Below are 26,824 nucleotides of genomic sequence, written 5' to 3'. Positions count from 1 at the left end.
CGCCTGAGTGATTTTGATCGCTGGGCAATCTACGAATGAAAGTCCTAATGTTTTTAGGTGTAGCGGGTGCTCCGTAGCATCCGCTATTTTTCTGCTTAAAATTACCTGGAGGTGAATTACCATAGCAAGAGATAAGATGGTTAACGAGGGTATCCATGCTCGCGAGTTGAGATTAATCGGTGCTAATGGAGATCAATTAGGAATCAAATCTACTAAAGAAGCTTTGTCAATTGCTGAAGAAGCTAATTTGGATTTAGTTGTTGTTGCTCCCAAAGCAAAACCGCCTGTAGCCAAGATTATTGATTACGGGAAATATCGGTTTGATCGCCAAAAGAAAGAGCGTGAAGCTCGAAAGCGTCAAAAAACTGTTAGTGTTAAAGAAATTAGGTTAAGTCCTACGATTGATAGTAATGACTTCAACACCAAACTTAAAAATGCCAAAAAGTTTTTGACAAAGGGTGAACGTGTTCGAGTTTCTATTAGATTTAAGGGACGTGCCATTACCCATAAAAGTATTGGAAGAGATGTCTTAAATAAAATGGCGGAAGCTACTTCTGACGTTGCCGATGTAACTCAACGAGCAAAGATGGATGGCCGAAGTATGTTCTTAATGCTTGCACCAAGTAAGAATGAAAAGAAATAACTCATTTAATTGGGTTATGAATCGATGAGGAGGAATATAATATGCCAAAATTGAAATCAAATCGTGCTGCCGCAAAGCGTTTTAGAAAAACTGCTAATGGTGGTTTAAAGAGTGGTCATGCCTACACTAGTCACCGTTTTCACGGTAAAACTAAGAAACAACGTAGACATTTACGTGGAACACGTATGATGGCTAAGTCAAACTTGAAGACTTACAAAGAATTACTACAAAAATAAGCGAATAATATAGTTTGTATAGGGGGATTTTAATATGCCACGAGTAAAAGGTGGAACTACCACACGTAATCGTCGTAAGCGTGTTCTTAAATTAGCTAAGGGATACCGCGGTGCTAAGCATCGTTTATTCAAAACTGCTAAAGATCAAGTAATGAAGTCACAGGAATATGCCTTTCGTGACCGTCGTGCCAATAAAGGTAATTTCAGAAAGATTTGGATTGCAAGAATTAACGCAGCCACTAGAAATAATGGATTGAGTTACAGTAAATTCATGCATGGTTTGAAACTTGCTAACATCGATATGAACAGAAAAATGTTAGCTGACTTAGCAGTTAACGATGCTGATGCCTTTTCTGCATTAGCGGAAAAAGCCAAAGCAGCATTAAAATAAGCCTAAAAAACTTTCACCGCTCTTGTTTGGTGGAAGTTTTTTTATCGGATTGGGATGCTCCCAATCTATACATAAATGATTTAAAATAGAAACATCAATTCTTATTTACAGAGAGGTCTATATGCTATCATTATTCAAACCGACTTGGATGGTTAACAATATTTATCAAATTTCCCCAGAAAAACTTGAAAGTTACGGGATTAATGTAATTCTGACCGATTTAGATAATACCCTAATTCCGTGGAATAATCCTGAGGGAACCGTAGAACTGCACGATTGGCTCAAAAGAGTTCGAGATCATGGAATCAGGGTGATTGTGGTTTCAAATAATAATCGGGAAAGACTAGAGAAAGCTCTTACTAGTCTTGAGTTACCATTTATTGCCCGGGCTTTAAAACCACTTACTTTTGGGATTTTAAGGGCTCTTAAAACGTATCGTTTAAAACGAAGCCAAGTGGTAATGGTGGGAGATCAAATTTTAACGGATATATGGGCCGCTAATAATACTCGAATTAGAAGTATTTTGGTAAAGCCATTGGTTACTTCAGATGCGTGGAACACACGGATTAATCGTTTCTTTGAAACGTTTGTATATGCACAATTGATGCGAAAGTATAGTGATTTAAAGTGGAAGGATGATATTGATTAATGGATAATGATGAAAATAATGAGCCCTTATATTGCATTGGGTGTGGGGCACAAATTCAAGATACCGATCCGAAACAGGCTGGTTACACGCCTAAATCAGCAATCAAGAAGGGAATTGATTCTGGAAAATTATACTGTCAGCGTTGTTTTAAGCTTCGTCATTATAATCAAATTGAACCAATTAGCATCTCAAATGATGAGTTTGTAAAGTTATTGAGTGAAATTAGCGACACTGATTCGTTAGTAGTATACGTCGTGGATGTATTTGATGTAGATGGAAGTATGATTCCTGGGATTCAGCGCTTTGTTGGTAACAATCCGATTATTTTAGTTGGTAACAAATCAGACTTGTTGCCATCGTCGTTCAACCAGAACAAAGTTAAAGATTGGTTACGTCAAATGGCAAATAAGAATGGAATTAGACCCATTGATATTGAATTAGTATCTGCCAAGACGAATCAATCAGTCGACGATCTGTTAAAAGCCATTTCAAAAAATCAGAAGGGCCGAGATGTCTATGTGGTTGGAGTAACTAACGTTGGCAAATCTACCTTAATTAATCAAATTATCCAACAAAGCACTGGTGAGAAGCAGGTTATTACTACCTCTAAGTTTCCTGGTACTACCCTCGATTTGATCAAAATACCGTTGGAAGATGGAAAAGAGTTGATCGATACACCTGGTGTTGTTCATGAAGATCAGATGGCTCACTATTTAAGTTCTAAAGACTTGAAGTATGTTTCACCGCAAAAACGGATTAAACCCAGGACTTATCAGTTGGATCCAGGGCAGACGTTATTCTTAGGTGCAATTGGCCGGTTTGATTTTATCTCGGGGGAACGTCATGGCTTTACCGTTTATGCTGACAATAATCTGATGATTCATCGAACCAAATTAACAAATGCTGATGAATTTTTTGAGAAACATGCCGGTGAATTATTGACCCCACCAACTGGTAAGGACAACGTCGTTGGGTTAAAACGACATGAATTTAAAATTACTGACAGAAGTGATTTAGTGATTGAAGGACTGGGATGGATTACCGTTCCGAAAGGTTCCACGGTTGCTGGATATGCTCCTAAGGGTGTGTCAGTGTTAGTTAGAAAAGCAATGTTTTAGGAGTATTTAATAATGAATTTAAAGGGAAAACAAAAACGATTTTTAAGAGCAAAAGCGAATCATATGCGGCCCATTTTCTCAGTTGGAAAGAATGGGTTAGATGAGACTTGGATGAATGAAGTTAAAAATGCTGTTGATCACCGTGAATTAATTAAAATTAATCTTCAACAATCTGCCGATGTGGATGTGAGTGACGTTAAACAATTTATTGAGAATAACTCGGACATCCAAGTTGTCCAAACGATTGGTAAGACACTTTTATTGTTTAAGGAATCAAGTAAGGACAATTATCGTAAATTATCGATTGAAGTGGCAAATTTGTAGGAGATTGATTGATGCGCAAAAAGGTTGGAATTTTAGGTGGAACTTTTAACCCCATTCACTATGGTCATTTAATTATGGCTGAACAAGCTTTAACCCAATTAAACCTCGATTTAGTTCTATTTATGCCCGATTATTTGCCACCACATGTTGATTATAAGTCCGCAATTGATGCTTCTGATCGGGTTAACATGATTAATTTAGCCATTAGGGATAACGCTAATTTTAAAATTGAAATGATTGAAGTAAATCGCAAGGGGAAAAGTTATAGCTATGATACGATTAAGGAATTAACTAAAATTCATCCCGATGTTGATTATTACTTTATCATTGGTGGCGATATGGTCGAATATCTGCCAAAATGGTATCGAATTGATGATCTTATTAAAATGGTTAAATTTGTTGGCGTTAATCGTCCGGGTAATTCTGAGTCTTCTAAGTACCCAGTAAGTTTTGTTGACTCACCTGAGATAGCTATTTCATCGTCTTTAATTAGATCACATCTTGAAAAGGGTGAAAGTGTCAGATATTTGTTGCCAGATGCGGTGTTACGGTACATTAAGGAGCATGATTTATATGGATAAAGAGAAAATTAATTATCAAAAATATTCTAAGTATGATCGTGATCAAATTGTTGCCAAACTAAAAGCGACGTTAAAAGAGAAAAGGTTTCAACATTGCTTGCGAGTTGAAGAGACCGCCATTACCTTAGCACGAGAGTTTAATGTGGACGAAACTTTAGCTGGACTTAGTGGTCTGGTTCATGATTATGCCAAACAACGGCCGGATTCGGAATTTATTGACATTATTAAGTCCCATCATTTGAATCCAGAACTACTTAATTATGGAAATGCTATTTGGCATGGCTACGTGGGTTATCTGATTGTGGAATCAGAACTTGGGATTCATGATAATCGAATTCTAAACGCGATTAAATATCATACGATCGCATCGCCTGACATGGACAAAGTTGCACAGATTACTTATATGGCTGACTACATTGAGCCGGCCCGTGATTTTGATGGGGTTGAAAAAGCTCGTAAGATTACCAATCAAAATTTATGGGATGGTGTTAAATATCAAACTAAAAGTACCATTTCATATTTGGCAAGCAACGGAAAGGCAATTTATCCCGGTGCGATTACAGCTTTTAATGTAATTGTTGCTGGTAAAAAGTAGGGGATTATATGGATAATAATAAGATTTTACAAAATATTGTTGAAACTGCTGATAGTAAACGCGCCCACGATATTGTGGTTTTAGACATTGAAGAATTGTCGTTGGTCGGTCGTTATTTTGTCATTATGGATGCTCCTAGTGTTCGTCAGGTGAAGGCAATCGCAAATGATATTATTGATCGATTGAGTGAGGAGCACGTTGAAGTTTTACGGGTCGAAGGGCTAAATACAGGATCTTGGGTATTAATTGACCTCGGTGATATTATTATTCACGTCTTTAAGAGTGAACAACGGTCCTTTTACAACTTAGAGAAGCTTTGGTCTGACGCTCCTGATCTTGATATAACTGATTGGGTCAGTGAAGACTGATATGATTTATTCTGAGTTTGCGTCATTTTATGATAAATTATTTGACAATCATCTATATCAAAAGTGGTATGAGTTTGTAGCTGATAACGTCCCTAAAGAAAAGCATATTTTAGATTTAGCCTGTGGGACTGGTCGCCTTTTGGTTACTTTAAAAAAAGCAGGTTATGTCGTATCTGGAGCTGATTTATCGGATGATATGCTGGCCATCGCAAATGATCATTTAAATGAAAGCCATGTGTTTGACGTGGCGTTAATTAATGCCAATATGTTAGATTTGGATGGTGTACCCAATTATGGTGTCATTACGTGTTTTGACGATTCGATTTGTTATTTAGAAAATATTGAGCAAGTTAAAACAATGTTTGCTCAGGTTAAAGGACATCTTGTTAAGAATGGTAAATTCTTATTTGATGTAATCACCCCTTATCAGACCGATGTTGTTTATCCAGGCTATATGTTTAACACCAACGATGGTGACCATGCTTTTATGTGGAATACCTTTGTTGGTGATTTTCCTCATTCAGTGGAACATGATCTATCTTTTTTTGATTACAATCGGAATATTAACGGTTTTGATGAATATAATGAAACCCATAAAGAACGAACCTATCCCTTGGTAGAATACATTCAGGCACTGAATGAAGTCGGATTTAATAACGTTAAGGTGACGAGTAACTTTGGAAAAGATAAGGTTAAAGATGATACTACCCGTTGGTTCTTTGTATGTAGTGAGGAATAATCCAAATGAAAGCTGTTGGAATAATAACCGAATATGATCCTTTCCATAATGGTCATCTTTATCAATTACAGGAAGCTAAAAGACGAACTGAAGCGGATGTAACGGTAATATTTATGAGTGGTAATTGGACTCAGAGAGGAGAGCCAGCTATCTATGATAAATGGATCCGCACTCAGATGGCTTTAGATAACGGAGTTGATTTAGTAATTGAACTTCCAATATCGGATGCGGTTCAACCTGCCAGTATTTTTGCAGAGCGGTCGATGAAACTTGTAGAGGCTTTGGGCTGTTCATACTTATCGTTTGGTAGTGAGCACAGTGACTGGGATTTTAAGAAGTTGGCATCTATTGACGTTCATCCGTCTGATAATTTTCATAATTATAATTTTTCCTATCCAAAATTATTTCAACGAACAATTAAAGAACAGAGTGGAATTGATTTAATTAAGCCAAATGATACACTTGCGTATTGGTATGCAAAGGCCTATCAGAAGTTGGGTTCCTCTTTAAAACTAGTTCCGGTTAAACGGTACAGTAGTGAGCATAATAGTGGAGAGTTGAGTGGAAAAATTGCGAGTGGCAAAGCTATTCGCGCTTCAATTAAATCACATGATCGTCATTACCAAAAGTTCATTCCCAATTCTTCTGTCGTCCTAGACAACGAAAAACCGGTTTTCTGGTCAGACTTTTGGCCCTTTTTACGTTATGAATTGACTCAAAGTTCGATAGTTGATTTAAATCAAATTTATCAGATGACTGAGGGATTAGAGAATCGTCTAAAGCAAATGGCGGTCAAAGACACAACCTATCAGGCGTTTATTAAAGATGTTAAGACAAAACGGTATACTTACACTAGGATTCAAAGACTGTTGGTCTATACGTTATTTAAAATAAAGAAAACACAAATGACTAGTTATAATCCGGTTGTCCGAGTTTTGGGAATGAACGATACCGGGAAAAGTTATCTGAATCAAGTTAAAAAAGCAATCCCATATCCGATCGTTGATCGAATTGGAAAAGAAGAATTTAATAATACGTTGGAACTTGAATGCCGTTCTGGAATTCTTTATGGAATGATCAATGGTCGAATGCAAGATAAATTTACTTATCCCATTGTTATATAGAAGACCGTGCTATCAAGGATAGGACCTTGACAATGAATTTTATGGTATGTATAATTAGTCGTGTTGCATTGGAGGTTAAATTATGAAGTGGTCATTTGAAAAACTACTAGGATATAAGAAAGAGCCGTTTACAACCCATGAGACAGTGGATTTAAAAGACGATTTAATGAATCGATATCCGAAAAGTATTCTTGATGCCACTTCCTTTGACGTTGATGTATCTGCTACTCCTGACAAGGGAGATGTGATTATAGATGCTCACGTCAAGGGTAGTGTAACAGTTCCTTCTTCACGATCGTTAACCCCAGTTAAGTTACCCATGGATTTTAACATTAGTGAGATTTATGTGTTAACTGAAACTGCGCTAAATCGATATGATAATGAAGAAGTAGTGTTAGTTGTTGGTGATGACTTGATGATTGATTTTGATAAAGCAGTTGCTGATAACATAATTGTCAACATTCCGATGCAAGTTCTTTCACCAGAAGAGCAAAAAGGCAAAGCAATGCCTGAAGGAAATGACTGGGAAGTTATTTCTGAAGATGATTTTAATCGACAGGTGGAAGAAGATAAAAATGTTGATCCACGTCTTGCAAAATTAAAGGATTTCAAACCTTCAGACGATGACAAGACTTAAAAATTCACTAGTGGAAATCAAATTAAGAGGAGGTTGTGAATAATGGCTGTACCAAAGAGAAAAACTTCTAAAGCAAGAAGAAACATGCGTCGTTCGCATGACAGTTTATCAGTTCCTGGCATGAGCCCATGTCCTAACTGTGGCGAACTACGTAAGTCACATTTTGTATGTCCTAACTGTGGTTACTATGACGGTAAAGAAGTAGTTGCCAAAAAGGGTTAATTTAAAATAAAGAACTTCAAAAACACCATGGGTTTTTGAAGTTCTTTTTTTGTAATAAAAAACCGACAATTTAATTGTCGGTTTTATTTACTCGTTATGATTATGATGCTGTTGTTTTCCCGCATTACGTTTTCGGTTGTTTTCGTGTTCAATCTCAGTTTCAGATTCTCCAGATTTAGAAACTGTATTTTTGGAGCTGGTTGTTGAACTTGGTTCGGCCCTTGTCTCAATCTCTTCTTCTAATTCCTTTGGAATGACAACTTTGGGAGGATTCTTTTGGGCTTTTTCATTAATTTGTTTTCTAATTCGTGGACGGGACAAATTGATGATAAAGGTCTGAACGCAGGCAAATAATCCGCCAATAAAGAAGTAAATTCCTAATCCAGCTGGGGATGAAAGAGTAACAAATAGAATCATGATCGGACTAATTAACATCATAATCGCCATTTGCTTTTTCTGTTCTTTAGGGATCCCAACGGTTGAAAGGTATCCCTGAAGTGCATAAGCCAGAAACGACAAGACGGCTAATAAGATGCTGGATTGGCCTAGTTTAATGCCCATAAAGACGGTATGAGAAACTTCAGGTGAGTAACGAATAGCTGCATACAGAGCAGCAAACACTGGCAACTGGATCAATAATGGCAAGCATCCAATTCCACCTGTCATACTGATTCCGTTGTCTTTATAGAGTTGCATCATCTGCTGATTTAAGGCAACCTGCTGTTCTTTGGTCGTTGCTTTTTTTAGGAGTTGTTGAATCTTGGTCATTTGTGGTTTAACCAAATTCATTTTTTCCTGTTGAATAGTAGATTTTTTCATCTGACTAATCATCATTGGTAAAAGCAAAGTTCTAACAATTACGGTAATTGCGATCAGGGCCCATCCATAGCCACCAACGTATTGTGCTAGCCAATCCATAACGTGTTGCCCGGGAACGGCTAAATAATGATAAACGAATCCAAAGGGACGTCCCTTTGAATCGGTTCTTACACATCCAGTTAAAAAAATGCCAACCATGGCAATAAAACCGAATAAAACTAGTTTCTTAATTTTTTTCATTTAGTTAACTCCTAACTTTTAAGTAACATGTTACATACTAACCTAATAAGAATATTTCAGCAATTTCAAGTTAGATTTTAATTGAAAATGAATTTGGAACTTTTGGAAGTTTAATTGACTGTGTTTTAATGTTTTGGATCTTAGCAAAACCATTGGGTGCAGTTTTAATTGAATGAATAAAATCGTCTAACTCCGATTTAGTCCCATTTGCGATGATTAAAACGGTTCCGTTGGGCATGTTTTGGACACTTCCAGTAATCGAATATTGATCTGCGATTTTTTTAGTACTATATCGAAATCCAACGCCTTGGACAAGTCCTGAAACGATTATTTTGACTGACTGATTGTTTGACAAAATGATTCTCCTTAAAAGCGTTTACCGTAACTGTGATATTATAAGAACAACAATATCAATTCTAATTCATTTTAAGGGGAATATAAATGGAAAGAATTAATTCTAAACAAAACCAAACCATTAAAGATATTAAAAAGTTACATACCAGTAAAGGAAGAAAAAAGAGTGGGGAATATTTAATTGAAAGTTGGCATCTGGTATCCGAGGCAATGAATTATCTTAAAGCAGATCAGTTGGTAACCATCTTAGCAACCGAAGATCAATATTTGGCTCATGGAGATGACCTTTCTGGTGAAAATATCATTGTTATATCAGATGAAGTTGCTACTGAATTAAGTGATACTTCGACAACTCAAGGAATTTTTACCGTGTGTAAGATTGAAGAACCAAAGATTGATGTTGCTAAAGTTAGCGGAGCTTGGCTTCTGCTTGATAACGTTCAAGATCCCGGTAATATCGGAACGATGGTAAGGACAGCGGATGCCGCAGGTTTTTCTGGAGTGATCTTTGGTGACGGAACTTCTAGTGAATATAACGGGAAGGTTTTACGTGCCATGCAGGGAAGTCAGTTTCATCTTCCGATTATTAAAATGAATCTAGAACATGCCGTTGAGATGTTTAAGAAGCTAAAAATTAAGGTATATGGGACAGAGCTTAATTCCAGTGCCATTAACTATCGAGATGTCCCTTCTAAAAATGATTTCGCTTTAATTATGGGTAATGAGGGGAATGGAATGAGCCCTGGCTTACTAAAATTAACTGATGATAATTTGTATATTCCCATTGAGGGGAAGGCTGAATCTTTAAATGTGGCAATTGCGGCTGCTGTTATCATGTTTCGAATCAAAAATTAAATTGTTTCTTAAAGTGAGTCCTTATGATTGAATGGAACTTATCTAATTGGGTAGAATTAACCTAGAGACGGATTGGAGTAATGTAGTATGGAAACAGAATCGTGGAAAGATGACCCTGAATATGTTTCAATCATTTCTGATTTGTTAGAAAGTCCGCAAATTCAAAAATTAGGTGATTACACCCAACATCACCATTCGACTAGATTGAAGCATTCAATTGCAGTGTCTTATGAGAGTTATAAAATTGCTAAAAAGATGAATTTAGATTATCGAGCGGCTGCCCGTGGCGGATTATTGCATGATCTATTCTATTATGATTGGCGAACCACTAAGTTTGATTTAGGTTCACATGCATATATTCATCCACGTGTTGCCCTAAGAAACGCCAAAAAGATCACTGATATCACTCCGAAGGAACAAGATATTATTCTAAAACATATGTGGGGGTTAACCCTTGCAAGACCCAAGTACATGGAAAGTGTGATTGTTTCACTTGTTGATGATTATTCGGCAGTTGATGAATTTTTCTCACCGATGAAGAAAAAAGTTAAAGGATTATTAAAAAGATAAGTTAGGAGGATATGAGAATGGATTTAACTGATAAAGAAATCATTCATTTGTGTCCTAAATTTCAAGTGGCGTTTCAAATTCTAGGGAAAAAATGGAACGGTTTAATCATTGAATCATTTTTATTAGCCGGACCACTTCGATTTCGCGAATTAGCCAATAAAGTTGAGGAATGTAGTGATCGTGTATTGACCGAACGCTTAAAAGAGTTGGCTAAAGTGGGAATCGTAAAAAGACAAGCTGATAAGAACTCTGGAGTGGTTTATTATCAGTTAACTTCTAAGGGTGAAGAACTTCGTCCGATTATGAAGGCGGTTCATGGATGGTCTGACAAGTGGTGTGATCCTGATCATGCTTGACCAGTGATAAAAATTGCTATAATATTTATTTAAATACAATGATAAAAGAAGTAGTAGACCGACGAACACAGAGAGTTCATGTTAGCTGAAATTGGACGTTACGGTTGAATTCGCTTTTTGATGTTAGCATTGAATATTAAAATGTTCGGTCGATGTCGTTATTCATCATTATAAGTGCACACTTTGGTGTGAATTTGGGTGGTAACGCGATGCTTCGTCCCTTTTTTGGGATGGAGCTTTTTTTATGGAATTGGAGGTTAGTATGGCTTTAAAAGAAGATTTAGAACAAATTAAATCCAGTGGGTTGCAGGATATTGAGGCTACTAGTGATAGTAAAGCTTTAAATGATTTAAAGGTGAAACTTTTAGGAAAAAAGGGCTCAATTACTAAAGCCCTTCATGGAATATCATCACTTCCAGTCGAAGAAAGACCAAAGATTGGTAGCTTGGCGAATAAAGTTAGAGACGAACTTTCAAAAAAGATTGATTCCAAAAGATTGGAATTAGATCAAGCCGCTCTAAACCAAAAGTTAAAGGATGAAAAGATTGATGTCACCCTACCAGGTGACTCGGTTCCAAAGGGGCATCCTCATGTTATCCAACAAATTATTGATGAAATTGATGATATTTTTATTGGAATGGGCTACCAGGTTCTTTCGGGTCCTGAAGTAGAAGAGGAAGTTTATAATTTTGAAATGATGAATCTGCCGAAGAACCATCCCGCAAGAGACATGCAGGATACTTTTTATATTACCAAGGATATTTTAATGAGAACTCATACCTCACCGATGCAGGCACGAGCACTTCAAAAACATGATTTTTCTAAAGGCCCCTTAAAGATGGTTTCCCCGGGCGTAGTTTATAGACGTGATACTGATGATCCAACTCATTCTCACCAATTTCATCAGGTAGAGGGAATTGTGATTGATAAGCACATTACGATGGCCGATTTAAAGGGAACTCTTGAGGTAATGACACACAAATTGTTTGGGGATAAATTTAAAGTCCGTCTCAGACCAAGTTACTTTCCGTTTACCGAGCCATCAGTTGAAGCAGACATTACCTGTTTTAATTGTAATGGAAAGGGTTGCGATGTATGTAAAAATACTGGTTGGATTGAGGTCCTTGGGGCAGGAATGGTTCATCCTAACGTTTTAAAAATGGCTGGAGTAGACAGTAGTGTATATGGTGGATTTGCCTTTGGGGTGGGTCCCGACCGATTTGCCATGCTGAAATACGGAGTAGACGATATTCGAGACTTTTATCTTAATGATCTACGTTTCTTGTCACAATTTGATTAAGGGAGGAAATAAATTTGCTGATATCTTATGAATGGTTGAAAGACTACGTTCAAATTAAGCTTTCTCCAAAAGAACTAGCTAACAAAATTGAAAAAACGTCAGTTGAAGTTGACTCCGTTTTTAAGCGGAGTGATGGATTAAAGAAAATCGTGGTTGGAAAAATCTTGTCCATTAAGGATCACCCCGATGCAGATCACCTTCACATTACGCAGATCGATGTCGGCGAACAAGAACCGATTCAGATTGTTTGTGGTGCGCCAAACGTTCAGGTAGGCAAAAAGGTTATTGTTGCTTTATCTGGAGCGCGAATTGCCAATAACGTTAAAATTAAGAAGTCCAAGATGCGTGGAGTTGAATCAAACGGTATGCTCTGTGCCTTAGATGAGATCGGGTTTGATAAGTCATTGGTACCTGATGAATGGAAAGACGGAATCTATTTCTTACCAGATAATGCCCGAATTGGTGACGAGGTTTATAACTATTTGGGAATGAATGAATCGTTAATTGATTTGGACGTCACTCCTAATCGTGGAGACATGTTAAGTGTTCGTGGAACTGCTTATGATTTGGGGGCGGTATTTAATGAGTCGGTTGACTTCATCGAACATGCTAGTGCTCCAACTGGAACACACGACAGCGAGGAATTTGTTTCAGCAAAGGCTGATACTAATTTAGCGCCAATTTATAAGCTTAAAGTTGTTAAGGGCGTAAACGTGAAGCCTAGTCCACTTTGGCTTCAAATTAAATTATGGAATTCAGGCATTAAACCAATCAATAATGTCGTTGATATTACTAATTTTGTTATGACTAAGGTTGGACAGCCAATGCATGCCTATGATCTTGACAAATTAAAAACTAATAAGGTTGAGGTTAGAAATGCTAAAGATGGTGAGTCAATTACGACTCTAGATGGCAATGACCGTAAATTAACCGACACGGATGTTGTTGTTGCGGCTGACCAGCCAATTGCTTTAGCAGGACTAATGGGTGGAAAAAATTCGGAAGTTACGTCTGGCACTAAGAATATTTTATTGGAGGCAGGAGTTTTTGATCCGGTTAAAACCAGGAAGATGGCACAAAAACAGCTCTTACACACGGATGCCTCACAACGCTTTGAACGGGGAATTGACCACGGAAACGTTGAACAAGCACTTGAGTATGCTTCGGGAATGACCCAAGATTTAGCTCTTGGTCAATCTCAACAAGGGGTTGTTAGTGGGAGTGATGTTGAGGTTAAGCCACGAGTGATTTCAATTTCAACTTCTCACATTAATCACGTTCTTGGGACTAATCTTAGTAACGAGGAAATCATTTCAATCTTTAAACGTCTAGGTTTCTCAGTTGAGGCATCTGGAGACGATCTGACGGTCACGGTTCCTACTAGATGTTGGGACATTCAAATTGATGCTGACTTAATTGAAGAGGTTGCCAGAATCTATGGATATGACAATATTCCGTCAACATTACCAATCACTCAAACGACTGAAGGTGGACTAACACCAAAGCAATTAATGATTCGAAAATCTAGAGAAACACTTGAGGGACTTGGATTAACGCATGCTATGTCATACTCGTTAACTACAAAAGCCAAGGCAAAGATGTTTATGGTAAATGGTAGTCATGAGACTAATTTGCAGTGGCCAATGACAGAAGATCATGCCGTTTTACGTATGAATTTAATTTCAGGATTATTGGATGATGTGGCATATAACCAGGCTCGAAACGTGCTTAATGTGCCACTTTATGAGCAAGGTCGTGTTTTTTATAAGCAAACTCCTGATCAGATAAGACCAGACGAAGTGGAACATATTGCTGGTGCCATTTCTGGATCGTTAGTTGCTCCAAGCTGGGACCAGAAAGCTAAGTCAGTTGATTTTTATCAAATTAAGGGAATTCTTGAAAAATACTTAGAAAGTCTTTCCTTAAAGGGTGACGTTACTTATGTTGCGACTGATAAAATTCTCGAAATGCATCCAGGTAGAACAGCGCTTGTTAAACTAGATGATCACATCATCGGTTTTGTGGGAGAAGTTCATCCAGAAGTCGCTAAACAATTTAAGATTAAAGAAACCTATGTTTTTGAACTTGACCTTGATTATTTAAATGTGGCTCCTAAGTCTGGACAACAATACCAAAAGGTTGGTCAGTACCCTGCTATTCATCGTGATATTGCTATGTTAGTGGATCGTACCATTACTAATGAGGACATATATAATGTAATTATTAGAAGAGGTGGGGCCTACTTACAAAATGCTACTGTGTTTGACGTATATCAGGGGCAAAATGTGCCTGAAGGCAAAAAATCAATTGCCTATTCATTGATTTTTGAAGATCCTAACGCCACTTTGAAAGACGACATTGTTGATAAAGCGGTTGATAAAATACAAAAACGTTTGACCACTGAATTAAGCGCTGAGATTAGATAAGGGTGGATTCATAATGAGTGAGAGAAAAAGTCATTTGGGTGGTTTTATTTCCAAAATTAAAACTAGTTCATTTGGGAAGAAAATTATTTATTCCGTGATTGCAATTATTGTAATTTTAGTAATTGCAATTGCGTTATTTGGACATCACTATTTTAAAACTTCACTTCAACCACTGGATCCTCATGATAATGAAGTGACTCAAGTTAACATTCCAAGAGGCGCTTCCACCAAAAAGATTGGGGCAATCTTACAGAAGTCAGAAGTAGTTAAAAGTGGGATGGTATTTAATTACTATGTAAAATCACACAACATCACTAGTTTTAAGTCAGGATATTATCAATTAAAGCCGTCAATGTCCCTAGATACGATTGCCAAGAGTTTACAAAAGGGTGGAAGTTTCGAACCCATTCAAAGCACTGATAGTAAAGTTACCGTTCCAGAAGGAGCTAACATCGACCAAATTGCGGATATTGTGGCTAAAAATACCGATTTTTCTAGGGCAGAATTTATTTCCCTGATGAAGAATCGTAATTTCTTTGATGAAATGACCAAGGATTATCCAGAATTACTGGGGTCCGCTAAAGATGCCAAGGGGACCCGTTATCTTTTTGAAGGATACCTTTATCCAGCGACATATCCCGTCCCTAAACATTCGTCGTTAAAGATGATGGTCAGTTTAATGCTCGCTAAAAGCAATCAAATGTATGGTCCATATTATCAAAGAATGAAAGAGCAAAAGCTGACGGTTCAGCAAACTTTAACGTTAGCATCTTTGATTGAACGTGAAGGTGTAAGTCAAAATGATCGTAATAAGATGGCTGGTGTGTTAAGAAATCGCATTGATAAAAAGATGCCACTTCAATCGGATGTGGCTGTTTTGTATGCACTTCATAAAAACTCAAAGACACTTTCAAAACGTGATTTAATGGTTAATTCCAAATATAATCTTTATGTTAATAAAGGGTTTGGTCCTGGACCATTTGATAACCCTTCGGTAAGCTCAGTCCAAGCTGTGCTATATCCAACTGATATGTCTAAAGGATATTTATATTTCTTGGCCGATCCGAAAACTAAAAAGATTTATTACGCTAAAACCTTAAAAGAACAGCAAAATAACATTAAAACTCATATGGATCGATAGTGGAGGATTAAAATAGTGAAAAGCAAAAAAAGACCTGTAATTATTGGAGTTACTGGAGGTTCTAGTAGTGGCAAAACTACGGTAAGTAGGTCAATCTTGAATCGTTTGCTGGGACATTCAATTGCAATCTTGCAGCAAGATTCTTACTATAAGGATCAATCCAATATGACGATGGACGAAAGAAGACAGGTTAACTACGATCATCCGCTTGCTTTTGACACTGATTTAATGGTTAAGCAATTGAAGCAGCTGTTAAACTATGAATCAATTGAGAAACCGGTTTATGATTATTCCAAATTTACCCGGAGTGGTGAAACTGTCACTCAAGAACCACGTGATGTAATTATTGTTGAAGGGATTCTAATCCTTGATGATAAAAGGCTCCGGGACCTAATGGATATTAAAGTTTATGTAGATACTGATGCTGATATTCGCGTCATTAGGCGGATTGAGCGGGATACCAAAGAACGTGGTAGAACGCTTGATTCGGTAATTCAACAATATTTAGCAACCGTTCGCCCCATGCATCTCCAATTTGTTGAACCCACGAAACGATATGCTGATATAATTATTCCTGAGGGTGGCAAAAATCAAGTAGCAATTGACTTACTAGTTACTAAAATTCAATCAATTTTAAATGACATTGGTGACGATCCGATTAGTAATGCAATTGATACGACAATATAATTAAGTTGCCAAACTTTAATTTAAATGGTATTTTAATTTTGAATAAAATAGTGAGGTGTAAGAATGGCTGAAGATGAAATGTACCCGATGACTGAAGAGGGGAAAGAAAAGCTCGAAACTGAATTAAAAGATTTAAAGGTCAATCAAAGACCAAAGATTGTTGATCGAATCAAAGTCGCTAGAAGTTACGGCGATTTATCTGAAAATTCTGAATACGAATCTGCCAAAAACGAACAAAGTATGTTAGAGAGCAGAATTGCTACGGTAGAGCACATGCTACAATATGCTCAAGTGGTTGATAAGGAAGAGACCGACGAAGATGAAGTGACCGTTGGAAAAGAAATTCAGTTTAAGGAACTACCTGATGAAGAGCCAGAGACATTTACAATTGTCGGAGCTGCTGAAGCTGACCCGATGAGTGGAAAAATCTCGAATGATTCTCCAATTGCACAGGCTTTGCTTGGCCATAAAGTAGGGGAAAACGTTGATATTGATATTCCTGCTGGCGTAATGCATGTCAAGATATTATCAGTTAAATAATAATTTTAATTTAAAATAGGGCAATCGTCTCAAGTGACGATTGCCCTATTTATTATATCTTTTTTTAAACCAACTTCTTAAAATTAAGGTGAGAAGTGTCAAAGCACTAATGATTATTCCCATATTTAAGAATGGTGGCCAATATGAAAGCTGAATGTGCTTCATTCCTTTTCCAGTTTTAAGTGCAATGAAGTAATGATCCCATTTCGTGATTGAATGTTTCTTTCCGTTTATTTGGGCACTCCAGCCTTTCGAGTATGGGATACTTGAAGCAATTACTGAATTAGAACCGTTTGTCTTTATATCAGCCTTTACCGTTCGTGCGTTTGGGCTGGATATTTTTTTGGTTCCCGATTGAAGTTTTCGATCGGTTTGCTTAAATAAAGAATTATTTAGCTGGTATAAAGTAAAGTTTTCTAACCAAAGTGATGACTTTTTCAAGCTGATTTTTACTTTAATCTTTTTGTTTTTTGCGTTATTGGCAATGTTAATGACCTTAATCGAATTAGATTCAGGACTAAGTGACAGTTGGTTACCATCAACTGACAAATCACAGTTACCGTTATTTAACGCTGTTCCCATCGTCAAATAGTAAGAGTCATTAGTTTTTGGCTTAAACGTGAGATCAAGAGAGGCCGGCTGTAAGACGTTGACTTTGTTGAAGATGGTGCCAGTAAGTTGATTGTGTTTGGTTACGTTGTTATATCTAACGTGATTGAAGTTAATGCTCGAAAAGAGGTTACTTTGGACTTGGTTGTCTCCCGTTAGATTTGACCATAGCTGTGTTTGGTATTGAATGGGATCTGGACTGGCAGCATTTTTGTGGATTGATTGGTCACTGGCTCTAAACATCATTGGTAACGCATACTGATTTTCGTATACTGAAAATCCCTCAGATGATCCCATGTTTTTGTATGAGTTTTGGTCATATCGTTCTGGGAATTCTCTAATACCTGGAACGTCAACTGAAGCTGTGTAGGGACGAGCCAGATGGTATTTCATTGAGAGCAGTGCATCTGAAACCATGGTCCCACTGGAATATTCAATTACACCATCGCCATTTGGCTGGCCAATCTTTCCAATTAGATCAGACATTTTAGGATTCATGACTGATGAAAATAGGGAGGCACCATAAAAATTAAAGTTAAAGGGGTCATTTTTAGTTCGGGAAAAGTCCTTGCTGATTCGATATGGGCCATCTAAAGAATGATGTTTCAGGTAAGTTGTGACATGATCTAATTTATTTACGTAACCACGGTATTCTGAGTTACTTAAGTATGAGATGTTATTTAAAGAGAGAATAAGATTAATGGTAATCCCAAAGACAATTAGTGAAAAAACACCCAAATTAAACCATTTTTCATTCCGGAAGTGGGTTAATAAAACGATGATGGCGGCTAAAATCATAAGTCCCTCAATCACAATTGTGAACCATTTAAGGTAGTTATATTGAGGCATTCTAATGGTGGTATAAGCGACCATTAGTGCAAGCAATAAAATTATGAGCCACGTTCCAATTTGCTTAAAACTAATTGCCTGAATGTGAGCCAAACTAACTAGTGCGACCATGATGAACCAGAAACATATTACAAACGAAAAACGGTAGGGGTACCAGATTGGAAACTGAAATGCGTGCCAAAATAAGTCGAGTGGCTGAAAACACGTTGAAAGCAGTAAAAAGATGGTCATTACCAAAGTTAAAACTCGAGTTCTTTTGGAAAAGGTTTTATTAACAAAAAAGAACAAAAATAGTACCAAAATCGTTTCTGAAATAAAAAGGTTTGGTAAGCCCTTGGGCATTTGGTCAAAATTAAAAGCACCAGGAGCAAATTTAGTTACTAAGTCAAGCATTGGATATTCAAATTTAAATTTCAATTTATCAGAAAATCCCTGGCCCTTGGAGTTAATCAGTGAATAAATGGTGGGCAGAAGAATGAAAGCAGCTAACCCCACCGAAATTAATCCATTTGCGACTAGTCGCAAAAATCCAACAAACATATCTTTGATATTTGAAACATGGATGGCTAAATAGTAGATAGTTAGTGCTACGATAAAAATCGTAATCATGTATGCCATATAATAGTTAATGATCAACATAGCGGTATATGATGTAATGAAAAGTAGTTTTTGGTTGTTTTTTAAGAGTTTAACTAAACCAAGCACAATTAAAGGAAGTAAAATCATGGCATCGAGCCAAATGATATTTAGGTTATTTGCAATCATCCAACCATTTAATGCATATGCAGTTGCAAATGATGACAGTATGAGTGAAGAATTAGTAAGATGAAGTTTGCGAACTAGAATGGTAAAGGTCAAACCAGATAAGCCAATCTTTAAAAGTAATAGGATGAGAATCCCTGATGGGAGAGATGCATTATTAAAAAAGAGTAAGATAAGGTTTAATGGACTCATTAGATAGTAAGCCCAAGTCCCGATCATTTCATTCCCTAGTCCGTTAGAAAACGAATAAAGAATTGATGAAGGATGGTGCAAGATGGCTCTTCTAAAATATGCAAAAAAATCAATGTACTGTTGTCCTAAATCAACCGTTAGAATCGTATTATTTCCGAAGGGTGCCATATTGCGATATGCTGCGTATAATGCCATAATAACTAGTGGTATTAAAAAGCTTAGGATTAATGCGAAGTTTTTAGGTAGGCTCTTTTTTATTTTTTGGTTAAGCATTTAATTACCTCATTAATTTATAAAGCAATGAATTATAATAAGATTAGATTTGTCGTTTTTCTAATAAATAGAGTATCATATATAAATTAAGAAAAGCGCCATAAGTGATGAATTCGAGTTATTAATTAGTTAAGGAGCGTTAGCATCGTGAGAAACTTTTTTGATCGGTTATTTAGAAGAAGGAGTCGGGATTCAAGCCGGCGAAACGGTAATTCCAAAATTCCATTTCGACTGAATTTTATCTTCGCAATTGTTGGAATATTGTTTGCAGTTTTAGTATTTCGACTAGCATACATGCAGATTTTTCAAGGATCAGTTTATAAATCTGATGTTAATCAGAGCGATAATTCAGTTAAGTATGGTAATGTTCCGCGTGGGATGATCTATGACTCAACCGGGAAAGTTTTAGTTGGTAACAAAACTCATCGGGCCATCACCTATACTAAAGGATTAAGCGTAATGCCCCAGGAGATTTATAATGATGCCAATAAACTTGGGAGTTACATCACCCTCCCAACTAAAGGGCTTACTAAAAAGCAGATTGGTGAATACTACTTGGCCGATAAGACTAACCTTACAAACGCTACTAAGGAAGTTCCTAATGGAACAAAGTTAGCGCCACAAGCAGCCTACAATAAGGCTTTAGATATGATCCAGAATGGGAAAATTGTAAAGGTTACCCCTCAAATGAAGAACGCAGCTGCTATTTTTACTGAAATGAGTGGGGCTTATCAATTATCAACTACCAACATTAAAACTGATGGTGTAAGTAACAAAGAAATTGCTGAAGTCGGTGAACATGCTTCTGAAATGCCTGGAGTTCAGGTTGGAACAAGTTGGTCTCGTGATTATCCATCTGGAAATGAGATTCAAAGTATTGTTGGAAATGTTTCATCCAGTAAAACTGGGTTACCTTCTGATCGGGTTAATGAACTTTTAGCTGAAGGGTATTCAAGAAATGATTCAGTTGGACAAAGTAATTTGGAACAACAATATGAACCAATTTTACGTGGCTCTAAATCCCAGACCGAGGTTAAAGTTGGAGGGGATAACAAGATTGTTAAAGAAGTTAAGAAGTATCCAGGCCAACGGGGCCAGAATCTTCAGTTGTCCATTAACTCTAAGTTTCAAAATAAACTCCAAGATTTGGTTAAGGGTGCAGAGTCTGGTGGCGTTGGTGATTCAACGGGAGCTTATGCCGTTGTTATGAACCCAAAGACCGGTGCGGTAATTGGAATGGCTGGTGTTAACCGTGATCCTAAGACTGGTAAAGTAACACCAAACGAATTAGGAACCATCAACAGTGCCATTGTAATGGGATCGGTTGTTAAAGGTGCGATGGTTTCAGGTGCCCTAATGGATAAGGTTATTACACCGAATAACAGTACAATGGAAGATATGCCAATTGATATTGGTGGAGCTAAAAAGAGTTCTTGGTTTAACAAAAATGGTGAGGCCAATATGCCGGTTAACGCCCAGGGTGCTCTAGAGGTTTCCTCTAACTCTTACATGATGCAACTTGCTATGAAAGAAGGGGGCTTCAGGTATAAAGCGGGAGGATCACTTAACATGAGTCCCAACATTTTTAACATCGAACGAAACTACTTCAATCAATTTGGTTTAGGTGTTAAGACTGGGATTGATCTACCGGGTGAAACTGCTGGCATTCAAGGACCATCAACGTTTGCTAATATTGGGAAATCTTTGGATGAATCATTTGGTAACTATGATTCGTACACTACGATTCAATTAGCCCAATACATGTCCACCATTGCTAATGGCGGATATCGTTTGAAGCCACATGTGGTTCAAAATGTAAGATCAACCAATACCAAGAACGGACAACTTGGAGCTGTTCAGAATACGACGATGCCAACGGTGTTAAATGAAATTCCAATGACACAACAAGAACGAAACGTTGTTACCCAGGGATTGTATCAAGTAGTTCATGGTACCAATAAATATAAAACCGGTGGAGATTTGTCAAGCCTATCTCCCGAAGTATCTGCTAAGACGGGTACTGCCCAAACATTTTACAATGGAAAACCAACTGTTACTCTGAGTTTGGCTTCCTATGCACCATCAAAGGATCCACAGGTAGTGGTCGCATTAGCCATTCCTAATCTTCCGGTTGACGCTGAAAGTAATAACTTGAATCTTGCTAAACAAATTTATCAAGCATACTGGGATGATGTTCAGAATAAGCCATAAAATACTGTTAAGTAAAATTACTTAACGTTCTTTAAATGAGACTGGATATATAGTGCTAAAGATGTTAATATTATGATTGTTGAATTAGTTATAAAAAACGAATATGTTTGGAGGTATTTGACATGCGTGTTCATATCACTTTGGAATGTACTGAATGCCACGAACGCAATTACTTATCAACTAAGAGTCGTAGAAATAATCCCGATCGCTTAGAATTAGAAAAGTATTGCCCACGTGATAGAAAAGTTACTTTACATCGCGAAACAAAATAAGATTTTGGGTTTTTACCCAAAATCTTTTTTATTATAAAATTAATGGGTGATGTAAATGAATAAAAATAAAGTTAGAGAATTGGTTTTAAAAAGAATGAAAAATGCTAAGCCATCGGATCAATTCTTTTATGGGTTGTATGAAGCGCTCTTTGACCTTCAAGAATGGCAGAACGCCAAGGTGGTTGCCACAACCATGAATACCGCCATTGAGATTCCTACAGCTCCCATAATTTTTGCGGCTTTAAATGATGGGAAAAAGGTGGTGGTTCCTCATACACTTCCTAAGCATCAGATGGAGTTTGTTGAGCTTAGCCATACTTTAAAGTTTCAAAAGACTAAGTTTGGGATCTGGGAGCCCGTTAATGGAAAGACGATCATCAGTAATTTGATTGATTTGATAGTGGTTCCAGGAGTTGCTTTTAATCCTTATAGTAATCAGAGAATTGGTTATGGTGCGGGATTTTATGATCGTTATTTATCTCGATTTGACGGCTATAAGGTTTCACTGGCCCAAAAAGCACAAATCGTTTCTGAGTTAAATTGGAAGCCAGATCCATTTGACGTTAGATTGGATCGGATTATTTTTTAGAGGATTTAAGATGATCAAACAAAAACTTAAAAGAGTCAATAATTATCCCTGGGTAACGTACTTATTACTGTTCATCATGGTAGTTGTATACTTAATGATGACTTTAAGTGGTGGCTCAGAGAACACCGTTAATCTACTAAAGTTTGGTGCGCAATATAACCCCTTAGTAAAAGATGGTCAGTGGTGGCGCCTAATTACTCCCATTTTTGTTCATATTGGTTTTCAACATATTTTAATTAATGGAATCACCTTATACTATTTGGGGAAATTAATTGAACCAATCGTTGGTCATTTAAGATATTTTGTCATTTTTATGGTTGCAGGATTTTGTGGAAATTTAATGAGCTTCGCGTTTGGAAGCGGAATTTCAGCAGGATCCAGTACCGCTATTTTTGGATTATTCGGTGCCTTTTTGATGATTGCTTTTCAGTATCGTGGTGATTCATTTGTCAGAAGTACTGCAAAGACGTTTATTCTTTTTGTAGTAATTAACCTTGTATTTGATATCTTTACGCCTGGTATTGATATTTTTGGTCATATTGGCGGATTCATTGGTGGTTACCTGATTAGTTTTGTTGTAGGATTAAAGCACAATATCAATTTAGATAAAATTATGAGATTATTTTATGCAACCGCTTTAATTATTGGTATAATAATAATGTACTATTTAGGTTCTGTTCGTTGACACGTTGTACATAGTTAATTTAGGATGATGATTAAAATGACAACTCTATATGATGTTCAACAACTGTTAAAAAAATTTGGAATATATGTATATGTCGGTAAACGACTTTGGGATATTGAAGTAATGGCCTTAGAACTCGACCATCTTCATGATGCTCATGTAGTTAGTGATCGAGAGTTTACATCCGCAAAACTAGTATTAACACGTGAACACAGGATTGAAGAAAAAAACTTAAAATCTAAAAATGAGACGGGAGGTCTATAGAATGGCAAAGAATTTGATTGGGATTGACTTAGGTGGTACCACTACTAAAATGGCTTTTTTGGACGAAAATGGTGAGGTTCTTGATAAATGGAGAGTACTCACTGATACTAGTGATAAGGGCGCTCACATCGTTGAGAACATTGTTAAGTCAATCAACAAACATATCGAGGATTCTGACAAAACCATTAATGATTTTGTTGGAATTGGAATGGGAACACCAGGAACTGTAAACCGTGAAAAGGGGACAGTTTCCGAAGCTTTTAACCTTAACTGGAAGGATGAACAACCAGTTCGAGAATTGATTCAGAATGGGGTTGGATTACCATTTCAATTAGACAATGATGCCAATGTGGCTTCCTTAGGTGAATACTGGAAGGGTGCAGGTAGTACTGAAGACGACGTAGTCTTTGTTACGTTAGGAACTGGAGTTGGTGGTGGAGTAATTGCTAACGGTAAACTCCTTCATGGTGTTAATGGTGGAGCAGGTGAAGTTGGACACATTGCTGTTCAACCAAATGGTTACCTTTGTACCTGTGGCAAAAGGGGTTGCTTAGAACAGTACGCTTCAGCAACTGGAATTGTTCACGTAGCTAAGGATATGTCTAAAGATTTTAAGGGACATTCACGGTTAAAGGATCTCGAAAATACTGATGAAAAAATCACTTCAAAAATGGTTTTTTACCTAGCAGATAATGGCGACATTTTTGCTAATCAGGTTGTGGATAAGATTTGTTTTTACCTTGGATTAGCCTTATCTGATATTGGGAATACTTTGAACCCAGCAAGTATCATTATCGGTGGTGGAGTTTCGAATGCTGGAAACACTTTGCTTCAACCAACTACTAGATATTTCCAGGAAAATGCCTTTCCATCAATTAGAGATTCAACTAAAGTTAAATTAGCTCAGTTGGGTAATGATGCTGGGGTAATTGGTGCAGCTTCGTTAGCATTACAATTTAGATAAAAGTATTGGAGAGATTTTAATTGAGTAGTGTGATAGTTTCAGTTCTTTATTTTCTGATCACTCTAGGAGTGGTTCTGTTAATTTGGTGGTTATACCATGAATTTACTATTTTAATGGCCAAACGTTATTGTAAGTTTTTAAATGAAGATGAATTTCAAAGTGGGATTCGCAAATCGCAAGTTATTGACTTACGTGAAAGTAAAGCTTTTAATGATGGTCATATTCTTGGTTCAAGAAACATGCCATATTCAACTTTTCGAAGTTTTTATCAAGAACTGAGACCAGATCTACCAGTTTATTTGTACGATCAGAATAAGACTTTGAGTATGAAAGCTGCCAAATTCCTTCACAAAAAGGGTTTTAAAAATATTTCAATTCTTAACGAGGGTTACCAGCGATGGGATGGCAAAATTAAAAAGGGTTAAATAAAAAGAGAACTCGATCGAGTTCTCTTTTTATTATTAATAATTAACTTAAATGAGCTGAATGACTTTTTCTGTTTGCTCTTTTACGGTTTTCATTAATTTTGGACTCTTGTTCCTCCATTGGTTGAACCACCGTTTTCTTGAATGAAAGCCAAACTCCTGCAGCGATTCCAATACATGCTGCAACTCCTGTAGTAAATCCTTGTGTAAATTTACTCATAGTCATTGCCTCCTTTTTTATTATCTACTTGTCCATTATGCGTTATTTGCGCTAATATATCCAGTATAGAACATCATTAATTAGGTGAATTTATGAACAAATTATTAGCGATTGTTGGTCCAACGGCTGTTGGAAAAACGGACTTATCAATTAAAATTGCAAAACAGTTTAATGGAGAAATTATTTCTGGCGACTCAATGCAGGTTTACCGTCATCTAGATATTGGTACTGCCAAGATTTCTCGAACGGAGCAACAGGGAATTCCTCATTATTTAATAAACATCATTGATGTTGACGAACAATATTCGGTGGTTGATTTTGTTGAAGCTGCTGAAAAATTAATTAAGGAAATTACGAATCGAGGGCATCTTCCAATTATTGTTGGTGGCACTGGATTTTATCTTAATTCACTCTTAAGGGGATTAAATTTAGGAAGTAAGAATGATCCTGAAATTAGAGCAACATTGATTAATGAACTTAACGAATTTGGTCCAATGAAAATGTGGGATAAATTAAATCAGGTTGATCCTGTAACGGCATCAAAGACACCTGTGCAAAACACACGACGCATTTTACGGGCTCTCGAAGTATACCTTGTTAGTGGAAAGCCAATTTCCAAGCAGAATAATCAGGGACAGCAGTATGATGAATTGATTGTGGGACTTAATACGCGTCGTGATGTCCTATACCAGCGGATTAATCAACGAGTAGACCAGATGATGGAAAACGGGTTAATTAAAGAAAATAAATGGCTTTTTGAAAATGGGGGGAGTAAAATTCCTGCTAGTAAGGGAATTGGGTATCGCGAATTCATCCCATATTTCAAGGGTAACGAAAGTTTGGATCAAGTAGTAGAAGATGTTAAGCAAGACTCAAGACACTACGCTAAGAGACAACTAACGTGGTTTAGGAACAAGATGGATGTTACTTGGTATGATTTAATTCAACATCCTGAAGAAATTACTCAAATTGAACAGCAAATTAAGGAGTGGCAAAATAATGATGGATATTAACAAAATGGTTTCTGATACAGTCAACTTATATCGGCAATTAGATGCTAAAAATCAAACAATCTGGAAACCCGGAACTCATGTTTCAAGTTCTTACGTTTCGTTAGACATTCACTTTTCTGAATTGGCTAAAAATTCTGGGATGCTTCAAACAGACATCACTAGTTCCGAGAACAATCGTGACAACCAGCTCGAAAGTTACATTAGGACTCTCAGGGATTTTTTGCTAATTGCTAACCTACAAAGTTGGGTGGATGTGATTACTGTAGATGACGAGATGTTAAATAAGTTATTAGGAATGAAAAAGACTGATGACCTTAATTCTTTATATTTATCAATGCTGAATATGTTACTAAAAAGTTATTATGAGAAAAGCAAGATTGGATATAAGCACGCTTGGACTTTATTCTTAAAGTTCGGCCTTGTTGATTTAGGCTTTAGTTCAGATACAATCACCGATAGATTTAACAGTCTACTGCAAGATGATTTAAAGCTGGTTTTAAATGATCATTAAATCAAGCAATGTACTAAAAACCATTGACTTATAGTTCGATATTCAATATAATTATTCTTGTTGTTTGAGT

Annotated in this window: 34 protein-coding genes and 2 other annotated features (1 of these 36 cut by a window edge); of the genes, 30 read left to right on the top strand and 4 right to left on the bottom strand. The window is 36.8% G+C overall.

The genetic code is table 11. The features are described 5' to 3' along the window. Positions 1-98: a sequence feature (ribosomal protein L20 leader region), on the top strand (it extends 27 nt beyond the left edge of the window). 38 nt (positions 99-136) lie between these two features. From infC to rpmF, 13 genes are all read left to right on the top strand, one after another. Then, positions 137-643: a translation initiation factor IF-3 gene (gene infC / locus AC6UD1_RS01590; RefSeq protein ID WP_500693664.1), complete on the top strand. Its 507-nt coding sequence runs from the start codon at positions 137-139 to the stop codon at positions 641-643. A 41-nt stretch (positions 644-684) separates the two neighbouring features. After that, positions 685-879: a 50S ribosomal protein L35 gene (rpmI, locus tag AC6UD1_RS01585; RefSeq protein WP_010021583.1), complete on the top strand. Its 195-nt coding sequence runs from the start codon at positions 685-687 to the stop codon at positions 877-879. A 34-nt stretch (positions 880-913) separates the two neighbouring features. Next, a complete protein-coding gene (rplT, locus tag AC6UD1_RS01580; RefSeq protein ID WP_010021582.1) occupies positions 914-1,270 on the top strand; it encodes a 50S ribosomal protein L20 in 357 nt (118 codons plus the stop codon). A gap of 103 nt (positions 1,271-1,373) precedes the next feature. After that, the gene (locus AC6UD1_RS01575) at positions 1,374-1,919 is read left to right on the top strand and encodes a YqeG family HAD IIIA-type phosphatase (protein WP_500693958.1); all 546 of its coding nucleotides are present in this window, start codon (positions 1,374-1,376) and stop codon (positions 1,917-1,919) included. Continuing rightward, complete coding sequence (gene yqeH, locus AC6UD1_RS01570) at positions 1,919-3,037, top strand: ribosome biogenesis GTPase YqeH (protein ID WP_500707139.1); 1,119 nt, start codon at positions 1,919-1,921, stop codon at positions 3,035-3,037. Before AC6UD1_RS01575 ends, yqeH begins: the two co-directional genes overlap by 1 nt. 12 nt (positions 3,038-3,049) lie before the next feature. Next, entirely contained in the window at positions 3,050-3,361 is a 312-nt protein-coding gene (gene yhbY / locus AC6UD1_RS01565) for a ribosome assembly RNA-binding protein YhbY (protein WP_500695713.1), read from the top strand. An 11-nt stretch (positions 3,362-3,372) separates the two neighbouring features. Further along, complete coding sequence (locus tag AC6UD1_RS01560; protein WP_500693667.1) at positions 3,373-3,942, top strand: nicotinate-nucleotide adenylyltransferase; 570 nt, start codon at positions 3,373-3,375, stop codon at positions 3,940-3,942. Continuing rightward, positions 3,935-4,537, top strand: coding sequence for a bis(5'-nucleosyl)-tetraphosphatase (symmetrical) YqeK (gene yqeK, locus AC6UD1_RS01555; protein ID WP_500699520.1), 603 nt, complete (start codon positions 3,935-3,937; stop codon positions 4,535-4,537). The genes AC6UD1_RS01560 and yqeK overlap by 8 nt, the downstream gene beginning before the upstream one ends. Positions 4,538-4,545: 8 nt before the next feature. Continuing rightward, a complete protein-coding gene (gene rsfS / locus AC6UD1_RS01550; protein WP_500693669.1) occupies positions 4,546-4,905 on the top strand; it encodes a ribosome silencing factor in 360 nt (119 codons plus the stop codon). Between the two features lies 1 nt (position 4,906). Beyond that, positions 4,907-5,644 carry a class I SAM-dependent DNA methyltransferase gene (locus AC6UD1_RS01545; RefSeq protein WP_500707138.1) on the top strand — a complete coding sequence of 246 codons (738 nt, stop codon included), beginning with the start codon at positions 4,907-4,909 and terminating at the stop codon, positions 5,642-5,644. A 5-nt stretch (positions 5,645-5,649) separates the two neighbouring features. Then, positions 5,650-6,768, top strand: coding sequence for a nucleotidyltransferase (locus AC6UD1_RS01540; protein ID WP_500707137.1), 1,119 nt, complete (start codon positions 5,650-5,652; stop codon positions 6,766-6,768). A gap of 82 nt (positions 6,769-6,850) precedes the next feature. Continuing rightward, positions 6,851-7,405 (top strand): YceD family protein, encoded by a 555-nt coding sequence (locus AC6UD1_RS01535; RefSeq protein WP_500696743.1) that lies wholly within the window; start codon positions 6,851-6,853, stop codon positions 7,403-7,405. A 42-nt stretch (positions 7,406-7,447) separates the two neighbouring features. Then, positions 7,448-7,627 (top strand): 50S ribosomal protein L32, encoded by a 180-nt coding sequence (gene rpmF / locus AC6UD1_RS01530; RefSeq protein WP_010021570.1) that lies wholly within the window; start codon positions 7,448-7,450, stop codon positions 7,625-7,627. Positions 7,628-7,714: 87 nt separating this feature from the next. Here the strand turns inward: rpmF and yidC are convergent, their stop codons facing one another. Together yidC and AC6UD1_RS01520 are read right to left on the bottom strand one after the other, a co-directional pair. Continuing rightward, a complete protein-coding gene (gene yidC, locus AC6UD1_RS01525; RefSeq protein WP_500707136.1) occupies positions 7,715-8,686 on the bottom strand; it encodes a membrane protein insertase YidC in 972 nt (323 codons plus the stop codon). Positions 8,687-8,756: 70 nt separating this feature from the next. Then, on the bottom strand, positions 8,757-9,041 hold the full coding sequence (locus AC6UD1_RS01520) for an acylphosphatase (protein ID WP_500706580.1): 285 nt from the start codon (positions 9,039-9,041) through the stop codon (positions 8,757-8,759). 86 nt (positions 9,042-9,127) lie between these two features. Between AC6UD1_RS01520 and AC6UD1_RS01515 the strand changes: the two genes are divergently transcribed. From AC6UD1_RS01515 to greA, 8 genes are all read left to right on the top strand, one after another. Continuing rightward, complete coding sequence (locus tag AC6UD1_RS01515; RefSeq protein WP_500707134.1) at positions 9,128-9,895, top strand: TrmH family RNA methyltransferase; 768 nt, start codon at positions 9,128-9,130, stop codon at positions 9,893-9,895. 87 nt (positions 9,896-9,982) lie between these two features. Beyond that, entirely contained in the window at positions 9,983-10,465 is a 483-nt protein-coding gene (locus AC6UD1_RS01510) for an HDIG domain-containing metalloprotein (RefSeq protein WP_500693675.1), read from the top strand. A 17-nt stretch (positions 10,466-10,482) separates the two neighbouring features. Next, a complete protein-coding gene (locus AC6UD1_RS01505; protein ID WP_500693676.1) occupies positions 10,483-10,821 on the top strand; it encodes a winged helix-turn-helix transcriptional regulator in 339 nt (112 codons plus the stop codon). Between the two features lie 29 nt (positions 10,822-10,850). Further along, positions 10,851-11,046, top strand: a binding site (T-box leader). Between the two features lie 37 nt (positions 11,047-11,083). Then, positions 11,084-12,121: a phenylalanine--tRNA ligase subunit alpha gene (pheS, locus tag AC6UD1_RS01500; RefSeq protein ID WP_500695707.1), complete on the top strand. Its 1,038-nt coding sequence runs from the start codon at positions 11,084-11,086 to the stop codon at positions 12,119-12,121. A 14-nt stretch (positions 12,122-12,135) separates the two neighbouring features. Further along, complete coding sequence (gene pheT, locus AC6UD1_RS01495; RefSeq protein ID WP_500707133.1) at positions 12,136-14,547, top strand: phenylalanine--tRNA ligase subunit beta; 2,412 nt, start codon at positions 12,136-12,138, stop codon at positions 14,545-14,547. Between the two features lie 13 nt (positions 14,548-14,560). Continuing rightward, a complete protein-coding gene (gene mltG, locus AC6UD1_RS01490) occupies positions 14,561-15,688 on the top strand; it encodes an endolytic transglycosylase MltG (protein ID WP_500707132.1) in 1,128 nt (375 codons plus the stop codon). A gap of 12 nt (positions 15,689-15,700) precedes the next feature. Continuing rightward, the gene (udk, locus tag AC6UD1_RS01485) at positions 15,701-16,375 is read left to right on the top strand and encodes a uridine kinase (protein ID WP_500696780.1); all 675 of its coding nucleotides are present in this window, start codon (positions 15,701-15,703) and stop codon (positions 16,373-16,375) included. 63 nt (positions 16,376-16,438) lie between these two features. After that, on the top strand, positions 16,439-16,915 hold the full coding sequence (gene greA / locus AC6UD1_RS01480) for a transcription elongation factor GreA (protein WP_500693680.1): 477 nt from the start codon (positions 16,439-16,441) through the stop codon (positions 16,913-16,915). 45 nt (positions 16,916-16,960) lie between these two features. Here greA and AC6UD1_RS01475 read toward each other — a convergent pair whose 3' ends face one another. Further along, positions 16,961-19,600 (bottom strand): YfhO family protein, encoded by a 2,640-nt coding sequence (locus AC6UD1_RS01475; RefSeq protein ID WP_500707131.1) that lies wholly within the window; start codon positions 19,598-19,600, stop codon positions 16,961-16,963. A 147-nt stretch (positions 19,601-19,747) separates the two neighbouring features. Between AC6UD1_RS01475 and AC6UD1_RS01470 the strand changes: the two genes are divergently transcribed. The 7 genes from AC6UD1_RS01470 to AC6UD1_RS01440 all read left to right on the top strand — a co-directional run bounded on the left by AC6UD1_RS01470 (position 19,748) and on the right by AC6UD1_RS01440 (position 25,010). Continuing rightward, positions 19,748-21,811, top strand: a complete 2,064-nt coding sequence (locus AC6UD1_RS01470; RefSeq protein ID WP_500696738.1) for a peptidoglycan D,D-transpeptidase FtsI family protein — start codon at positions 19,748-19,750, stop codon at positions 21,809-21,811. 122 nt (positions 21,812-21,933) lie between these two features. After that, positions 21,934-22,083 (top strand): 50S ribosomal protein L33, encoded by a 150-nt coding sequence (gene rpmG, locus AC6UD1_RS01465; RefSeq protein ID WP_500693683.1) that lies wholly within the window; start codon positions 21,934-21,936, stop codon positions 22,081-22,083. Positions 22,084-22,138: 55 nt separating this feature from the next. After that, positions 22,139-22,672, top strand: a complete 534-nt coding sequence (locus tag AC6UD1_RS01460) for a 5-formyltetrahydrofolate cyclo-ligase (RefSeq protein WP_500707130.1) — start codon at positions 22,139-22,141, stop codon at positions 22,670-22,672. A 10-nt stretch (positions 22,673-22,682) separates the two neighbouring features. After that, positions 22,683-23,357: a rhomboid family intramembrane serine protease gene (locus AC6UD1_RS01455; protein WP_500693685.1), complete on the top strand. Its 675-nt coding sequence runs from the start codon at positions 22,683-22,685 to the stop codon at positions 23,355-23,357. A 36-nt stretch (positions 23,358-23,393) separates the two neighbouring features. Then, on the top strand, positions 23,394-23,621 hold the full coding sequence (locus AC6UD1_RS01450; RefSeq protein WP_010021549.1) for a YqgQ family protein: 228 nt from the start codon (positions 23,394-23,396) through the stop codon (positions 23,619-23,621). A 1-nt stretch (position 23,622) separates the two neighbouring features. Then, positions 23,623-24,585 (top strand): ROK family glucokinase, encoded by a 963-nt coding sequence (locus AC6UD1_RS01445; RefSeq protein ID WP_500693686.1) that lies wholly within the window; start codon positions 23,623-23,625, stop codon positions 24,583-24,585. Between the two features lie 20 nt (positions 24,586-24,605). After that, positions 24,606-25,010, top strand: a complete 405-nt coding sequence (locus AC6UD1_RS01440) for a rhodanese-like domain-containing protein (protein ID WP_500696736.1) — start codon at positions 24,606-24,608, stop codon at positions 25,008-25,010. A 43-nt stretch (positions 25,011-25,053) separates the two neighbouring features. Here AC6UD1_RS01440 and AC6UD1_RS01435 read toward each other — a convergent pair whose 3' ends face one another. Next, positions 25,054-25,230 carry a DUF3042 family protein gene (locus tag AC6UD1_RS01435; RefSeq protein WP_500693688.1) on the bottom strand — a complete coding sequence of 59 codons (177 nt, stop codon included), beginning with the start codon at positions 25,228-25,230 and terminating at the stop codon, positions 25,054-25,056. A 92-nt stretch (positions 25,231-25,322) separates the two neighbouring features. On the opposite strand from AC6UD1_RS01435, the gene miaA reads away from it, so the two are divergent. Further along, positions 25,323-26,243, top strand: coding sequence for a tRNA (adenosine(37)-N6)-dimethylallyltransferase MiaA (miaA, locus tag AC6UD1_RS01430; protein WP_500707129.1), 921 nt, complete (start codon positions 25,323-25,325; stop codon positions 26,241-26,243). Further along, positions 26,230-26,754, top strand: a complete 525-nt coding sequence (locus AC6UD1_RS01425; protein ID WP_500707128.1) for a hypothetical protein — start codon at positions 26,230-26,232, stop codon at positions 26,752-26,754. The genes miaA and AC6UD1_RS01425 overlap by 14 nt, the downstream gene beginning before the upstream one ends. Positions 26,755-26,824: the final 70 nt, after the last annotated feature.

The organism is Fructilactobacillus sp. X8R1C1 (genome assembly GCF_059900945.1).
The sequence above is the reverse complement of the archived record's forward strand: the minus strand, read 5'-3'. Positions and strand labels throughout refer to the sequence as shown.

What these genes read in the sequence shown, in the direction of transcription:
- infC (WP_500693664.1), top strand. Translation starts at nt 137, where the DNA reads ATGGTTAACGAGGGTATCCATGCTCGCGAGTTGAGATTAATCGGTGCT.
- rpmI (WP_010021583.1), top strand. Translation starts at nt 685, where the DNA reads ATGCCAAAATTGAAATCAAATCGTGCTGCCGCAAAGCGTTTTAGAAAA.
- rplT (WP_010021582.1), top strand. Translation starts at nt 914, where the DNA reads ATGCCACGAGTAAAAGGTGGAACTACCACACGTAATCGTCGTAAGCGT.
- yqeH (WP_500707139.1), top strand. Translation starts at nt 1,919, where the DNA reads ATGGATAATGATGAAAATAATGAGCCCTTATATTGCATTGGGTGTGGG.
- yhbY (WP_500695713.1), top strand. Translation starts at nt 3,050, where the DNA reads ATGAATTTAAAGGGAAAACAAAAACGATTTTTAAGAGCAAAAGCGAAT.
- AC6UD1_RS01560 (WP_500693667.1), top strand. Translation starts at nt 3,373, where the DNA reads ATGCGCAAAAAGGTTGGAATTTTAGGTGGAACTTTTAACCCCATTCAC.
- yqeK (WP_500699520.1), top strand. Translation starts at nt 3,935, where the DNA reads ATGGATAAAGAGAAAATTAATTATCAAAAATATTCTAAGTATGATCGT.
- rsfS (WP_500693669.1), top strand. Translation starts at nt 4,546, where the DNA reads ATGGATAATAATAAGATTTTACAAAATATTGTTGAAACTGCTGATAGT.
- AC6UD1_RS01545 (WP_500707138.1), top strand. Translation starts at nt 4,907, where the DNA reads ATGATTTATTCTGAGTTTGCGTCATTTTATGATAAATTATTTGACAAT.
- AC6UD1_RS01540 (WP_500707137.1), top strand. Translation starts at nt 5,650, where the DNA reads ATGAAAGCTGTTGGAATAATAACCGAATATGATCCTTTCCATAATGGT.
- AC6UD1_RS01535 (WP_500696743.1), top strand. Translation starts at nt 6,851, where the DNA reads ATGAAGTGGTCATTTGAAAAACTACTAGGATATAAGAAAGAGCCGTTT.
- rpmF (WP_010021570.1), top strand. Translation starts at nt 7,448, where the DNA reads ATGGCTGTACCAAAGAGAAAAACTTCTAAAGCAAGAAGAAACATGCGT.
- yidC (WP_500707136.1), bottom strand. Translation starts at nt 8,686, where the DNA reads ATGAAAAAAATTAAGAAACTAGTTTTATTCGGTTTTATTGCCATGGTT.
- AC6UD1_RS01515 (WP_500707134.1), top strand. Translation starts at nt 9,128, where the DNA reads ATGGAAAGAATTAATTCTAAACAAAACCAAACCATTAAAGATATTAAA.
- AC6UD1_RS01510 (WP_500693675.1), top strand. Translation starts at nt 9,983, where the DNA reads ATGGAAACAGAATCGTGGAAAGATGACCCTGAATATGTTTCAATCATT.
- AC6UD1_RS01505 (WP_500693676.1), top strand. Translation starts at nt 10,483, where the DNA reads ATGGATTTAACTGATAAAGAAATCATTCATTTGTGTCCTAAATTTCAA.
- pheS (WP_500695707.1), top strand. Translation starts at nt 11,084, where the DNA reads ATGGCTTTAAAAGAAGATTTAGAACAAATTAAATCCAGTGGGTTGCAG.
- mltG (WP_500707132.1), top strand. Translation starts at nt 14,561, where the DNA reads ATGAGTGAGAGAAAAAGTCATTTGGGTGGTTTTATTTCCAAAATTAAA.
- greA (WP_500693680.1), top strand. Translation starts at nt 16,439, where the DNA reads ATGGCTGAAGATGAAATGTACCCGATGACTGAAGAGGGGAAAGAAAAG.
- AC6UD1_RS01475 (WP_500707131.1), bottom strand. Translation starts at nt 19,600, where the DNA reads ATGCTTAACCAAAAAATAAAAAAGAGCCTACCTAAAAACTTCGCATTA.
- rpmG (WP_500693683.1), top strand. Translation starts at nt 21,934, where the DNA reads ATGCGTGTTCATATCACTTTGGAATGTACTGAATGCCACGAACGCAAT.
- AC6UD1_RS01460 (WP_500707130.1), top strand. Translation starts at nt 22,139, where the DNA reads ATGAATAAAAATAAAGTTAGAGAATTGGTTTTAAAAAGAATGAAAAAT.
- AC6UD1_RS01455 (WP_500693685.1), top strand. Translation starts at nt 22,683, where the DNA reads ATGATCAAACAAAAACTTAAAAGAGTCAATAATTATCCCTGGGTAACG.
- AC6UD1_RS01450 (WP_010021549.1), top strand. Translation starts at nt 23,394, where the DNA reads ATGACAACTCTATATGATGTTCAACAACTGTTAAAAAAATTTGGAATA.
- AC6UD1_RS01445 (WP_500693686.1), top strand. Translation starts at nt 23,623, where the DNA reads ATGGCAAAGAATTTGATTGGGATTGACTTAGGTGGTACCACTACTAAA.
- AC6UD1_RS01435 (WP_500693688.1), bottom strand. Translation starts at nt 25,230, where the DNA reads ATGAGTAAATTTACACAAGGATTTACTACAGGAGTTGCAGCATGTATT.
- miaA (WP_500707129.1), top strand. Translation starts at nt 25,323, where the DNA reads ATGAACAAATTATTAGCGATTGTTGGTCCAACGGCTGTTGGAAAAACG.
- AC6UD1_RS01425 (WP_500707128.1), top strand. Translation starts at nt 26,230, where the DNA reads ATGATGGATATTAACAAAATGGTTTCTGATACAGTCAACTTATATCGG.